General features: G+C 58.3%; 13 protein-coding genes. 2 read left to right on the top strand and 11 right to left on the bottom strand.

The window, feature by feature from the left end; all coding sequences use genetic code 11:
* Positions 1–32 precede the first annotated feature (32 nt).
* Positions 33–470, top strand: coding sequence for a host attachment protein (locus tag METLA_RS0118695; RefSeq protein WP_024300006.1), 438 nt, complete (start codon positions 33–35; stop codon positions 468–470).
* A 115-nt stretch (positions 471–585) separates the two neighbouring features.
* Here METLA_RS0118695 and METLA_RS0118690 read toward each other — a convergent pair whose 3' ends face one another.
* Positions 586–2,199: a DNA recombination protein RmuC gene (locus METLA_RS0118690; protein WP_024300005.1), complete on the bottom strand. Its 1,614-nt coding sequence runs from the start codon at positions 2,197–2,199 to the stop codon at positions 586–588.
* Between the two features lie 138 nt (positions 2,200–2,337).
* Between METLA_RS0118690 and METLA_RS0118685 the strand changes: the two genes are divergently transcribed.
* Positions 2,338–2,880, top strand: a complete 543-nt coding sequence (locus METLA_RS0118685; protein ID WP_024300004.1) for a hypothetical protein — start codon at positions 2,338–2,340, stop codon at positions 2,878–2,880.
* An 86-nt stretch (positions 2,881–2,966) separates the two neighbouring features.
* Here METLA_RS0118685 and METLA_RS0118680 read toward each other — a convergent pair whose 3' ends face one another.
* From METLA_RS0118680 to METLA_RS0118635, 10 genes are all read right to left on the bottom strand, one after another.
* The gene (locus tag METLA_RS0118680; RefSeq protein WP_024300003.1) at positions 2,967–4,850 is read right to left on the bottom strand and encodes a potassium transporter Kup; all 1,884 of its coding nucleotides are present in this window, start codon (positions 4,848–4,850) and stop codon (positions 2,967–2,969) included.
* 127 nt (positions 4,851–4,977) lie between these two features.
* On the bottom strand, positions 4,978–6,072 hold the full coding sequence (gene thrC / locus METLA_RS0118675) for a threonine synthase (protein ID WP_024300002.1): 1,095 nt from the start codon (positions 6,070–6,072) through the stop codon (positions 4,978–4,980).
* Between the two features lie 7 nt (positions 6,073–6,079).
* Entirely contained in the window at positions 6,080–7,390 is a 1,311-nt protein-coding gene (locus tag METLA_RS0118670; protein WP_024300001.1) for a homoserine dehydrogenase, read from the bottom strand.
* A 39-nt stretch (positions 7,391–7,429) separates the two neighbouring features.
* Positions 7,430–8,614 carry an alanine transaminase gene (gene alaC, locus METLA_RS0118665; protein WP_024300000.1) on the bottom strand — a complete coding sequence of 395 codons (1,185 nt, stop codon included), beginning with the start codon at positions 8,612–8,614 and terminating at the stop codon, positions 7,430–7,432.
* Between the two features lie 58 nt (positions 8,615–8,672).
* Positions 8,673–9,443, bottom strand: a complete 771-nt coding sequence (gene kdsB, locus METLA_RS0118660) for a 3-deoxy-manno-octulosonate cytidylyltransferase (RefSeq protein ID WP_024299999.1) — start codon at positions 9,441–9,443, stop codon at positions 8,673–8,675.
* Complete coding sequence (locus tag METLA_RS0118655) at positions 9,440–9,631, bottom strand: Trm112 family protein (protein ID WP_029646799.1); 192 nt, start codon at positions 9,629–9,631, stop codon at positions 9,440–9,442. The genes kdsB and METLA_RS0118655 overlap by 4 nt, the downstream gene beginning before the upstream one ends.
* Positions 9,621–10,619 (bottom strand): tetraacyldisaccharide 4'-kinase, encoded by a 999-nt coding sequence (lpxK, locus tag METLA_RS0118650; RefSeq protein WP_024299997.1) that lies wholly within the window; start codon positions 10,617–10,619, stop codon positions 9,621–9,623. The genes METLA_RS0118655 and lpxK overlap by 11 nt, the downstream gene beginning before the upstream one ends.
* Positions 10,616–11,053, bottom strand: a complete 438-nt coding sequence (locus METLA_RS0118645) for an ExbD/TolR family protein (protein WP_024299996.1) — start codon at positions 11,051–11,053, stop codon at positions 10,616–10,618. Before METLA_RS0118645 ends, lpxK begins: the two co-directional genes overlap by 4 nt.
* Complete coding sequence (locus METLA_RS0118640; RefSeq protein ID WP_024299995.1) at positions 11,050–11,667, bottom strand: MotA/TolQ/ExbB proton channel family protein; 618 nt, start codon at positions 11,665–11,667, stop codon at positions 11,050–11,052. Before METLA_RS0118640 ends, METLA_RS0118645 begins: the two co-directional genes overlap by 4 nt.
* Before the next feature lie 59 nt (positions 11,668–11,726).
* Positions 11,727–12,887 carry an MFS transporter gene (locus METLA_RS0118635; RefSeq protein WP_024299994.1) on the bottom strand — a complete coding sequence of 387 codons (1,161 nt, stop codon included), beginning with the start codon at positions 12,885–12,887 and terminating at the stop codon, positions 11,727–11,729.
* Positions 12,888–12,912: the final 25 nt, after the last annotated feature.

Below are 12,912 nucleotides of genomic sequence, written 5' to 3'. Positions count from 1 at the left end.
CACCCCATTCATCAATCACTGAGGATACACCTATGACCACCTGGGTAGTTGTTGCAGATCATACGCGCGCGCGTTTTTTTCAGATGGATTCGTCTTCCTCGCCGTTAGAGGAATTCGATACGCTAGTCCACGAAGAAGGGCGCATGCATGACCGGGAGATGACGTCGGACCTGCCCGGCAGGGTCAAGAATCCGGGCGGACTCGGCGGCCATGCCTTCGAACAAGAGACCGATCCGAAAAAGCACGAGGCCGAGGTGTTCGCAACCCAAATCGTGCATTCTATCGAACTCGCGCATAATACCAACCGCTTCGACCGATTGATCGTGGTCGCCGATCCGTCCATTCTGGGCTTGATCAGACAACACATGCCGAACCATGTGAAAACGCATATCAGCCTGGAACTGAACAAAAATCTTGCCAACCTGAGTGCGGCCGACATCAGAGCGCATCTGCCGGCCATTTTACCGTAATAGCCCTATGGCGGCACCGGAGACTGGCCTAAGCCGCGTATAACGTGCGCCGAATCAGGTCAGTCCCCGCGCTCATTGCAAGACCGGTGCCCGGTCAAAGTTAAGCGGATACGCTTCAATCCGGCTCCGGCAAAGCAATCGGCTCCGCATCGCTCTCGATGCCCAGTATCTCGACGCCGCGCAATTTTCTTTCCATCGCCGAGGTGCGCGTCGTTTGCAGTTTTTCCAGCGAAATCGATGCGGTCGAGAGTTGTTTATAGACCAGATTCAATTGCTCGGAATACTTGCCGAATTCGGTCTTCACCTCGGCCAGCACCTTCCAGACTTCGCTGCTGCGTTGTTGCACGGCCAGCGTCCGAAAGCCCATGTGCAGGCTGTTCAACAAAGCCGACAAGGTGGTGGGCCCGGTAATCGTGACCCGGTAAGTGCGTTGCAGTTTTTCGAACAGCTCCGGCGAACGCAAGACTTCCGCGTACAAACTTTCGACCGGCAGAAACATGATCGCAAAATCGGTCGTATGTGGCGGGTCGAGGTATTTGCCGGCGATGTCTTTCGCGAAACTTTCGATCGCTTTCAATAACTGTTTTTGTGCCGCATCGACCGCCGCCGGATTGCCTTCGTCCAGCGCGCCGAGCAGCAACTGATAGCTTTCGAGCGGAAATTTCGAATCGATCGGCAGCCAGACGGTCTTGTCGTCGGCCTTGCCCGGCAATTTGACCGCATATTCGACATTCGCCTGGCTGCCTTTTTTGGTTGCGACATTCACGTCGTACTGCTCGGGCGCCAGGATTTGCTCAAGAATGTTGCCGAGCTGATATTCGCCGAGGATGCCGCGCGTCTTCACATTCGACAACACTTTCTTCAAGTCGCCGACCCCGACCGCCAGCGTCTGCATCTCGCCCAGCCCCTTATGCACCTGCTCCAACTGGTCGCTGACCCGTTTGAACGACTCGCCGAGACGCTGCTCCAGCGTATTGTGCAGCTTTTCATCGACAGTCTGGCGCATTTCATTCAGCTGCCGGGTGTTGTCCTCCCGGATCGCCTGCAACTGTTTTTCGATCGTTTCCCGGATTTCGTTGATGCCGGCCTTGGCCAACTGATTTGCTTCCTGCTGCTGGCGGTTCAAATCGCTAAACTTAAGCCGGAGCTGTTCGTTGAAATCCTTGATGCCTTCGGCAAACTTGCCTTCGAACGAACCGAGCCCCGCGCTCAGCTCCTGCCGGTTTTGCTGCGCGTCGGCTTTGATGCCTTCCTGAAACTGGGTTAAGGTTTCGGCGGTTTTGTCGCGAAAATCGTCCTGTTTCCGGCTCAACGAGTCGCCGGTCACCTGAAACGACCGGCCGACGCTTTCCCTGAATTCGTTCGCGTTATTGATCAGCCTTTCGGACAGGCTGACCAAGCCATTCTTGAACGTGTCCATCTGCGCATGCTGGGTGCGCTGGTTTTCGGCGATCCGGTTCAGCAAGGTATCCTGGAGATTTTTAAACGCCTCCTGCAACTCGCGCCGATTTTCCGCGCTAACCTCCCGGAGTTCCTTCCGGAATTCGGCAAAGCCCTGCTTCAAGGCGGTTTCCTGATCTTTTAACGCCCTCATCGTCACCTCGGCATCGACGCCCTGCGCCGCCGTCAGCAAAGCCTGCAAACGCCGCAACGCGAGCCACTGCATGATCACGATGATCATCCCTAACAAACCGGCGATGATCGCCACCGGCATCCAGTCAAACGCCATACAATTCCTCTACCGTTGATGAAGTCAATTTGCTTGAAAATGACAAGATGCCGGCACTACAATAGCGGCGGCCGACTCATTTTGTTAGCCAGTTCAGTCCTGCACAAATACCACAATAAAAATAACCCGGGGTACCTCATGTCCAAGCAAGCGCTTATTCCAGCGACGATTCTAACGCTATTCTCTCTCGCCGGCACGCCCGGCATTGCCGCACAATCCGGCACCGATGCGGTGACGCCTCCCGCCAAGGAAATCAGTCCGGTCGGCAAAGTCCCTTATCAAAACGACAGTTGGACCGACACGCAATCCATTCAAGGCGACCGTTCGCTGGTACTGGAAATGCAGAAGGTCCCGCCGGGATCGCGTCTCGTGGTGCAGCAAGTTTCGGTGGTCGCCGAAACCGACGACTCCGCGATTGACGTCAGTTGCTTCGTTTATGCCGGCACGCAGGACAACCGCATCACTCAGGTCAGCCCCAGCCACCCGCTGATGTTGGGACCTCAATCCCGCATTGCTTCGCCGGCGCACACACGAATCGCCGCGCGCGTCGCCAGCCAGCCTCTCACACTCTATGTCGAGTCCGGTTTGGTTCCCGAAATCAACTGTAGATTTTCCGACCCGCTGCAAGGCCATGCCGCCGCGATCTCCGGCACGGTCACCGGCTATCTGATTGCCAAATAAAACAGTCGCCTGAAAACGGCAAGACCTCCGAGGCTTTAAAAACCCCAGAGGTCTTGCAGTCCCGCCCCGTTCACCCTAGCAAAGCGCTATAGCTCAACCCTGACCCCCAGTTCGACCACGCGGTCCACCGGAATCTTGAAAAAGTCGATCGGGCTGGTCGAATTGTCGAACAAGAAACAAAAGATACCGCGCCGCCAGGGCGGCATCGGACTGCGCATCCGGAATGAGACCCGCTCGCTGCCGATGAAAAAAGACACCTTTTTCGGATCGAAAACCAGGCCTTCCCGGTTCAACAATTCGAGCGCCCGGCGCACGTCCGCGTTCTGCTTGAAACCGTAATACAGTTTCACCCGGTAGAATTTGCGGTTTTTACCGAACATGCGAATCTTGAGCCGGTGCGCTTCGTCCACATAAGGCTCGTCTTTGGTGACGATGGTCAGCACGATCACCTGCTCATGCAGCGCGTGATTGTGTTCGAGATTGTGCAGCAGCACCGGCGGCACGCCTTTGAGCGTTCTGGCAAGATAAATCGCGGTGCCTTCGACGGTGACCAAGTGGCCGGTGATTTCCTGTTCGAGCTCCTCGAACAGCAAATGCTTCTCTTCCATGTAGTCGTGCAGCAGCGCGCGCCCCTTGATCCAGGTGGTCATCGCGATATAGACCAGCGCGCCGACCCCCAGCGGCACCCAGCCGCCGGTCTGAATCTTCAGGCTGTTCGCAAACAGAAACTGGAAGTCGATCGCCAGGAATATCGCCAGGAAAGCCAAGCTCTTGACTCTTTGCCATTGCCAGAGCGCCTGGATCACGATAAAAGCCAACACCGTATCGACGATCATCGTCCCGGTCACCGCAATGCCATAGGCGGACGCCAGCGCCGAGGTCGACTGGAAATTGAACACCAGCGTGGTCACCGCGATCATCAAGAGCCAATTGACGGCCGGCAAATACACGCGGCTCTTTTCGCCGTCCGAGATATGCAGGACATTCAGGCGCGGGCAATAGCCGAGCTGAATCGCCTGCCGTATCACCGAGAAGGCGCCCGAAATCACCGCCTGCGAAGCGATCAGCGCCGCCAGTGCGGCCAAAATCAGCAGCGGAAAACGCGCCCAAACCGGCACCATAAAATAAAACGGGTTTTGCACCGCCTCGGCATTTTCGAGCAGCAAGGCGCCCTGACCGAAATAATTCAGCAGCAAGGCCGGAAAGACATAACCGAACCAGGCCAGGCGGACCGGTTTCAGGCCGAACGGTCCCATATCGGCATAGAGCGCCTCGGCGCCGGTAATCACCAGCACGATCGCCCCCATGACCAGAAAGCCTTTCCAGCCGATTTCGCACAAAAATTGCGCGGCGTAAACCGGATTGACCGCCAGCAGCACATCCGGATGCTGCAGCAGATTGATCAATCCCGTCAGCGCGAGCACGCCGAACCATAACACCATCACCGGCGAAAAAATTTTGCCTATCCTGACCGTGATCGAGGATTGAAAGATGAACAGTCCGCCCAACACCAGCAACGCGATCGGCCTGACATCGTCGGTCCACGCAGGGGAAATGACTTGCAGCCCCTCGAGCGCGCCGAGCACCGAGATCGCCGGGGTGATGATGATGTCGCCGAAAAACAGCGAAGCGCCGAGTATGCCGAGACTGACGACCGCGGCCGTTTTACGGGGATCGTCCCGACAAGCATTTAAGGCCAGCGCCATCAGCGCCATGATGCCGCCCTCGCCTTTATTATTCGCGCGCAGGATGAAAAGCGTGTACTTGCAGGCGACGACCAGGGTCAGCGACCAGAATATCAGCGACAGCACGCCGAGGACATGGGCTCTATCGACCGTGATGCCGTCCTGGAAGACTTTCTTCAACGCGTAGAGCGGGCTGGTGCCGATGTCGCAGAAAACGACGCCAACGGCGCCAAATGCCAGGCTGGCGAGTTGTTCACGAACGGGGGGACGGGAATCTGAGGGCATGACAGTATCCTCAAGAAAAAGAAGCCAACCCGGAAAAATTCAAAAGGCCGGACCGCCGACAACCGGCAATCCGACCCTCCGCGAGTGGATAATAAGAAATTTTGTGGCCTTGAAAGGGCTGGCGATTTTACATATGATCCAGAATCGCCCGCTTGACCGCATCGAGTTCGGCGTCGATCGTCAAGGTGCGCGCCGCCGCGCATTGCTTGATTGCGGTATCCGGGTCTTTCAGTCCGGTGCCGGTCAAGGTGCAGACGATCTTGCTGCCTTCGGGAATCTTGCCGCTCTTGATGTCGCGCCAGGCGCCCGCCAGCGAAGTCGCCGAGGCCGGCTCGCAGAAGATGCCCTCATGCTGCGACAGCAGCTTTTGCGCTTCGAGAATCTCTTCGTCGGTAAATTTGTCGAACCAGCCGCCGGATTCCTTTTGCGCGGCCCAGGCGAAATCCCAGGATTGCGGGTTGCCGATGCGGATCGCGGTCGCGATCGTTTCCGGATTGTCGATTGGATGGCCTGCCAAAAACGGCGCGGCGCCAGCCGCCTGGTAGCCGCACATGACCGGGCGCTTCGAAGTCACCGCCTTGTGCGTGTCGCTGTCGGTCGAATATTCCTTGTAGCCTTTCCAGTAAGCGGTAATGTTGCCTGCGTTGCCGACCGGAAGGCAATGATAGTCCGGCGCCTCGCCGAGCGCGTCGATGATTTCGAAGGAAGCGGTCTTCTGGCCGTCGATCCGGTACGGATTGATCGAATTCACAATCGTGACCGGCGCCAGCTCTGCGACTTCCTTGACCAGAGTCATACCCTGGTCGAAATTGCCCCGGATCTGGATGATCGTCGCATCGTACATCAGGGTTTGCGCGAGCTTGCCGAGCGCGATCTTGCCTTCCGGAATGATCACGAAGGCCTTGATGCCGGCGCGCGCGGCATAGGCCGCCGCCGCGGCAGACGTGTTGCCGGTCGAGGCGCAGATGATCGCGCGGCTGCCTTCTTCGACCGCCTTGGTGACCGCCATCGTCATGCCGCGATCCTTGAACGAACCGGTCGGATTCAGGCCCTCGAATTTGACGTAGATATCGACATCCTTGCCGGACAGGCGCGGAATGTTTTGCAGCTGAATCAGCGGGGTGTTGCCTTCGTTCAGGCTGATGATGCGCGTCGAGGCCGAAACCGGCAGACGATCGCGGTAGCGGTCGATCAGACCGGTGTAATGTTTTGCAATAGACATGTGTTATTTATCCCAAGGTTTCCAGGCGAATCCGGCAGACTTGGCCGGTCACGGTTGGCAAGGCTTCGATCTTCCGGATCGCATCGTTCATTTCTTTTTCGAGCGTGACCTGCGTCAGCAAGATGATCGGCACCGCCGTTTCGTTTGCCAGTGGTTCTTTTTGAATGATCGCTTCGATGCTGATCTGATGGTCGGCCAGGATTTTGGTCACGTCGGCCAGCACGCCGGGCTTGTCTTCGGCATTCAGGCGCAGGTAATAGGCCGACTTGAAGCGGTCGGGTGAAAGTATCGGGATGTCCTTGATCGCATCGGACTGGAAGGCCAGATGCGGAACCCGGTTTTCCGGATCGCTGGTCAAGGCGCGGGCCACGTCGATCACATCCGCGACCACGGACGAGGCGGTCGGATCGGCGCCCGCGCCGGCGCCGTAATACAAGGTCGGGCCGACGGCATCGCCCTTGACCAGCACCGCGTTCATCACGCCGTTCACGTTCGCGATCAAGCGGCGTTCGGGGATCAGGGTCGGATGCACGCGCAGTTCGATGCCCTCATCGGTTTTGCGCGCGATGCCCAGATGCTTGATCCGGTAGCCGAGTTTTTCCGCATAATCGACATCGAGACGGGTAATCTTGGTGATGCCTTCGGTATAGACCTTGTCGAACTGCAACGGAATGCCGAATGCGATCGAGGCCAGGATCGTCAGTTTGTGCGCGGCGTCGATGCCTTCGACATCGAAGGTCGGATCGGCTTCGGCATAGCCCAGAGCCTGCGCCTCGGCCAGCACGTCCGCAAAATCGCGGCCTTTTTCGCGCATCTCGGTCAGGATGAAATTGCCGGTGCCGTTGATGATGCCGGCCAGCCATTGAATCTGATTGCCGCTGAGGCCCTCGCGGATCGCCTTGATGATCGGAATGCCGCCGGCAACCGCCGCCTCGAACGCGACGATCACGCCTTTCTCGCGGGCTTTCGCGAAAATTTCGTTGCCGTGCAGCGCGATCAGCGATTTGTTCGCGGTGACCACATGCTTGCCGTTTGCGATCGCGGCCAACACCATGTCCTTGACGGGACCTGAGCCGCCGATCAATTCGAGCACGATGTCGATTTCGGGGTCGTTGATCACATCATAGGGATCGGCCGTGACCGTGATGCCTTCGGTGCTGCAAATGCGCGGCTTGCCGAGGTCACGACTCGACGCGCGGGTCACGATGATTTCGCGCCCGGCCCGGCGGGCGATTTCGACCGCATTACGCCTCAGGACATTGACCGTGCCGCCGCCGACCGTCCCTAGCCCCAATATTCCGACTTTTACCGGTTTCAAAACAATCTCCTGATCCGTTTTTTAATAAAAAAACGGATATTATACAACCTTGTCCTTTTTCATCATATGGCGAATACCACGCACCGCCTGCCGGGTGCGGTGTTCATTCTCGATCAGGCCGAAGCGGACATGATCGTCGCCGTACTGGCCGAAGCCGATGCCGGGCGCGACCGCGACTTTCGCCTCGATCAGCAGCTTTTTCGAGAATTCCAGGGACCCCATCGCTTTATAAGGCTCGGGGATCGGCGCCCACACGAACATCGTCGCCTTCGGCTTCTCGACCGGCCAGCCGGCCGCGTTCAAGCCTTCGCAGAGCACGTCGCGCCGCCGCTGGTACATCGCGGCGATTTCCTGCACGCACTCCTGCGGCCCTTCGAGCGCGGTGATCGCGGCGATCTGGATCGGCGTGAAGGTGCCGTAGTCGAGATACGATTTGATCCGCGCCAAGGCGCCGACCAGCTTCGGATTGCCGCACATGAAGCCGACGCGCCAGCCCGGCATGTTGTAGCTTTTCGACAGCGAGAAAAATTCGACTGCGATGTCTTTCGCCCCCGGAACCTGCAATATCGAAGGCGCCTTGTAGCCGTCGAAGACGATGTCGATATAGGCGATGTCGTGCACAACCCAAATATTGTGTTCTTTCGCGAGCGCGATGATCTTTTCAAAAAAGTCCAGCTCGACGCATTGACTGGTCGGATTGCCCGGAAAATTCAAAATCAGCATCTTCGGCTTCGGCCACGATTCGCCGATCGCGCGCTGCAATTCCTCGATGAAATCGACGCCCGGCACCAAGGGCACGTGGCGCAAATCGGCGCCCGCGATCACGACTCCGTAAGGATGGATCGGATAGGCAGGATTCGGCACCAGCACCACGTCGCCGGGGCCCAGGGTCGCCAGCGCCAGATGCGCGAGGCCTTCTTTCGAGCCGATCGTGACGATCGCTTCGGTTTCCGGGTCCAGGTCAACATCGAAGCGGTTCTTGTACCAGGTGCAGATCGCCTTGCGCAGGCGCGGGATGCCTTTCGACATCGAATAGCGGTGCGTGTCCGGCCGCTTCGCCGCTTCGAGCATCTTGTTCACGATATGATCCGGCGTCGGCTGATCCGGGTTGCCCATGCCGAAATCGATAATGTCCTCCCCCGCCGCTCGCGCTTTGGCCTTCAGTTCGTTCACGATATTGAAAACATAGGGGGGCAAGCGGCTGATACGAGGAAATTGGTCCATTTATTCAGATCTATACAAAAAATAATTGAAAGGGTCCGTCATTGAGCGACGGCATAGTCTAGCCCGCCGAGCCGAGAAACTGCTCGACGCGCTGCAAGTCTTCCAGCGTATCCACGCCGGCCGGCGGAATTTGATCGACGATGCTGACCGCGATCGCTTCGCCTTGCCACAGGATACGGAGCTGTTCGAGCGACTCGGTTTTCTCGAGTACCGAAGCATCCCAATGGCAGTAACGGCGCAAAAAATCGACCGTGTACGCATATAGGCCGATGTGCCGGTAATAAGGCATGTTGCCGGACAACGTCCGGTTGCCGGCGGCAAAGCCGTCCCGATCCCAGGGAATCGGCGCACGGCTGAAATACAGCGCGTAGCCGTGCCGGTTCAAGACGACCTTGACCGCGTTCGGATTGAAGACTTCCGCGCTGTCGTGAATCGCGGCCGCCAAGGTCGCGATGCCGGCCTGCTCTTGGCCGGCCAACACTGCCGCGGCCGCGCGCAGGTACTTCGGATCGAGCAAGGGCTCGTCGCCTTGCAGGTTCACGACGATGTCACCGCTGGCCCAGCCGAGTTTTTCGGCGACCTCCGCGATGCGCTCGGTGCCGCTCTGGTGATCGGGACGGGTCATCACCGCGTCGATGCCCAATGCCTGAACGGCGCGGAAAATCCGCTCGTCGTCGGTCGCAACCACGACCGCGTCCGCCGCGGCCTCGCGCGCGCGTTCGCAGACATGCGCGATCATCGGTTTACCCGCGATAGGAAGCAAAGGCTTGCCGGGCAGCCGGGTCGATCCGTAGCGCGCCGGGATCACGACCTTGAAGCGAACGCTCATCTGTAGGCTTCGACTTCTTCGAAACTGAGCGCGCGCGCCTCGTCTTCGAGCATCACCGGAATATCGTCGCGGATTGGAAACGCCAGCCGGTCGGGCTTGCAAATCAGTTCCTGTTTGGCCTTGTCGTAAACCAGCGAACTCTTGCAGATCGGGCAAGCCAGAATGTCGAGCAATTTTTTATCTATCATGGGTCTCACTTAATAATTCGATTAACCGCGCCGCAAAAGCCGGGTCCAGATTAGCCTCTACCGGAACGGCCCAAAGCCTTGCGTTGGCAAATTGTTTACATTTTACCGCATCCTTCTCGGTCATTAGAACCGGAAGCGCATCGCCATAGTCGACATCCCGAGCCTGAAAGGCAAAATGATCCGGAAAATCATGTGTGATGCAAGTCAGCCCCGCCCTTTCGAGGCCCTGAAAAAACCGCGCCGGATGGCCGATCCCGGCGACTGCATGGCAAGGGGCGGACTTGAATTCGGCCAGCAGCCTGCGCTCGCCGGTCATCAGGTTGACCGCTTCCTGCATCGTCATTCGCATCGCAAACTCGCCGGGCCGCGCCTCGCCGCCGTTCACGACGATCAGATCGACTTCCTTGAGCCGGGTGACAGATTCCCGAAGCGGCCCCGCCGGCAGGCACCAGCCGTTGCCGAAGCGCCTTTCGCCATCGATCACCGCGATCTCGATCGTTCTGCCGAGCGCGTAATGCTGCAAACCGTCATCGGACAGCAGCACGTCGCAAGAGGCCTTATCGAGCAGCGACCGGCAAGCCTCCGGGCGCCGCGGCGACACCGCCATCGGGCAGCCGGTTTTTGTCGCGATCAACAGCGCTTCATCGCCGACTGCGCCGGCAGCGCTCGCCGCATCGACCCATTGCGGCCATCCCTCAGGCTTGCCGCCATAACCCCGGCTGACGATGCCGGGATGGTAGCCTTGTGCCTTTAAAAACTGCGCCAGCCAAAGGACCAAAGGCGTCTTGCCCGCGCCGCCGACCGTGATATTGCCGACCACGACCACCGGAACCTTAAAGGTCGTGGTTTTACGAAGCCCCAGGCGATAGCCCGTCCTGCGCAGCCAGACGATGGCTTCGAACAGCTTGCTCAAGGGCCAGAGCAGCGCGCCGACGGCGGTTTTTTGATACCAGACCTGCGCCGCCAGCCGCGACAGCCGTTTTGTCATGGCGCAGATTTCGGCTGCTGCGCTTCGAAGGTAATATGCGTAAAACCGGCCCGGCCCGCCGCATCGAGCGCGCTGATCACCGCCTGATGCGGCGTCTTGCCGTCCGCGCTGATGATGAAAGGCAGGTCGGTGCCAGTGGTCGCCATTTTTTGCAGTTCGCGCAGCAAGGTCTCCGGTTTTTGGTCGACCAATTGGTGCAGCATGCCGTCGGCGCCCTTCACATAATACAGTCCGTCCGCATCGATCACCAAGGTAATCGATTTTGGCGGCGCTTCCGCCTCGGCTGCGCTGGCTTCGGGCAATCTGATTTTAACTTGGGTCTGCCGGTTGAACGTCGTGGACACCATAAAAAAAAGCAAGAGCACAAACAGCACATCGATCATCGAGATCAAGGTGATATCGATTTTTCGCCTTTTTTTACGATGGAAATTCATAGAACGGCCTCGCGCTCGCCGTGCATCATCTCGATCAGACGCAACGCTTCCATTTCCATGTTGATCACAAATTCATCGACTCGGCGTAGGAAATAGCGATGAAAGATCAGGCTAGGAATCGCGACGGACAGACCGGTCGCGGTCGTGATCAGCGCGACCGAAATGCCGCCTGCCAGCACCGTCGGATCGCCGGCGCCATGATGCAGCAGTTCGGAAAAAATCTCGATCATGCCGAACACGGTGCCCAGCAAACCCAGCAAGGGAGAGACTTCGGCAATGGTGCCGAGCGCATCCAGAAAACGCTCGAGATCGTGCGTCACCTGACGCCCGACGTCTTCGATCGATTCTTTCATCAGCTCGCGTCCGTGATCGCTGTTCGCGATGCCGGCCGCGATGATGTGTCCCAAGGGCGAACTGGTTTTGAGCCGGCGCAGCGTCATTTCGTCGATCCGGTTTTCACGATGCAGCTTCCAGACTTGCAAAACCAGATCCTGCGGCATGATTTTTTTGCGCTGGAGGGTCCAGAACCGTTCCGCAACAATGCCCATCATGCCGATCGAACAGATCATCAAGGGCCACATCATCCAGCCGCCGCTTTTAATTATTTCAAACACATTACACCTTGTTATTCAAAAAAGTTTGCGAAGTCACGAACTCGCCTAAACCTTGTATTTTAGCCTTGCCGCGACGATTTCGCCATGCTTCCGCGCATCCCTGCAAAGGCGATCACAAAAGCCAAAAAACATAACAGCGCCGCAATCGTAAAAATCATGCCGGCGCCGATCTTATCCCAGTAATAGCCGCTGTACAGACTGCCGAGCATGCCGCCGACGCCGAAACTGAAACTGCTGTACAGCGCCTGCCCCTTGCTCAGATGCTGCTCGCCGAAATACTGCTGCACCAAATGGATCGCCGCAATATGCGCGGAACCGAAACTCGCCGCATGCAGCAGCTGCGCCGACACCAGCAAGGCCGGATTGTCGGCGTACCAGCCGATCAGCAGCCAGCGCGCGGTCGCCAACAGCAGACTCCAGAGCAGAATGCCGCGCAGGCTGAAACGGCCAAGCAAGGGCCGCATGAAAATGAACAGGATGATCTCCGCGAACACGCCCAGCGCCCAGAGGCTGCCGGTCGTCGCGGCCGAATAATCCAGTTGCTGGAGATAGATCGAATAAAAAACATAATAGGGCCCATGCGCGGCCTGCAACAGCATCGACACGACCAGGAAGGCCAGCACCTCGGTCTTCTTCAATACCGACAGCACGCCGGACGACTCCGCGTGCGACTGGCGGGGAGCGGTTCCTCGCAGCATCAGCGTCACGATCCAGTTCAACAGCAGCAGCGTGACCAGGAACAGCGGCAGCTGCGCGATCGGCTGGCGGTCAAACCACCAACCGAGACCCAGCACCGTCACGATGAAGCCGATCGAGCCCCACAACCGTATCCGGCTGTAACGGTGCGAATCGTCGCCGAGATGCGCCAGGGTGACCGCCTCGAAAAGCGGCAACGAGGCGTTCCAGAAGACGCCAAAACCGAAGGTGCAGGCCGCCAGCTCGACATAACCCCGCACGGCCAGAAAGCCCGAAAAAGCCAGCGCCGAGAAAAACAGCGTCACCCGGATCAGGCGCAGACTCCTGCCGGTCCGATCCGCGATCCAGCCCCAAAAATTCGGCGCGATGATCCGGGTCCCGACCAGCACCGCGGACAGATTGCCGATCTGCACCGCATCGAGACCGAGCTGTTTCAGGTACAGGTTCCAATAGGGCAAAAAGCCGCCGAGCGTACCGAAATAAAACAGATAGAAACCCGACAGGCGCCAATAGGGAATGGACATCAAAGCGGTCTAGGCAAAAAGGGAG

Source organism: Methylomicrobium lacus LW14 (assembly GCF_000527095.1).
Lineage (GTDB): Bacteria > Pseudomonadota > Gammaproteobacteria > Methylococcales > Methylomonadaceae > Methylomicrobium > Methylomicrobium lacus.
This window is presented reverse-complemented; position numbering and strand designations above follow the sequence as displayed.

Coding starts and splice junctions, on each gene's coding strand:
- thrC (WP_024300002.1), bottom strand. CDS start 6,072: ATGTCTATTGCAAAACATTACACCGGTCTGATCGACCGCTACCGCGAT.
- METLA_RS0118690 (WP_024300005.1), bottom strand. CDS start 2,199: ATGGCGTTTGACTGGATGCCGGTGGCGATCATCGCCGGTTTGTTAGGG.
- alaC (WP_024300000.1), bottom strand. CDS start 8,614: ATGGACCAATTTCCTCGTATCAGCCGCTTGCCCCCCTATGTTTTCAAT.
- METLA_RS0118685 (WP_024300004.1), top strand. CDS start 2,338: ATGTCCAAGCAAGCGCTTATTCCAGCGACGATTCTAACGCTATTCTCT.
- METLA_RS0118695 (WP_024300006.1), top strand. CDS start 33: ATGACCACCTGGGTAGTTGTTGCAGATCATACGCGCGCGCGTTTTTTT.
- lpxK (WP_024299997.1), bottom strand. CDS start 10,619: ATGACAAAACGGCTGTCGCGGCTGGCGGCGCAGGTCTGGTATCAAAAA.
- METLA_RS0118635 (WP_024299994.1), bottom strand. CDS start 12,887: ATGTCCATTCCCTATTGGCGCCTGTCGGGTTTCTATCTGTTTTATTTC.
- kdsB (WP_024299999.1), bottom strand. CDS start 9,443: ATGAGCGTTCGCTTCAAGGTCGTGATCCCGGCGCGCTACGGATCGACC.
- METLA_RS0118680 (WP_024300003.1), bottom strand. CDS start 4,850: ATGCCCTCAGATTCCCGTCCCCCCGTTCGTGAACAACTCGCCAGCCTG.
- METLA_RS0118645 (WP_024299996.1), bottom strand. CDS start 11,053: ATGAATTTCCATCGTAAAAAAAGGCGAAAAATCGATATCACCTTGATC.
- METLA_RS0118655 (WP_029646799.1), bottom strand. CDS start 9,631: ATGATAGATAAAAAATTGCTCGACATTCTGGCTTGCCCGATCTGCAAG.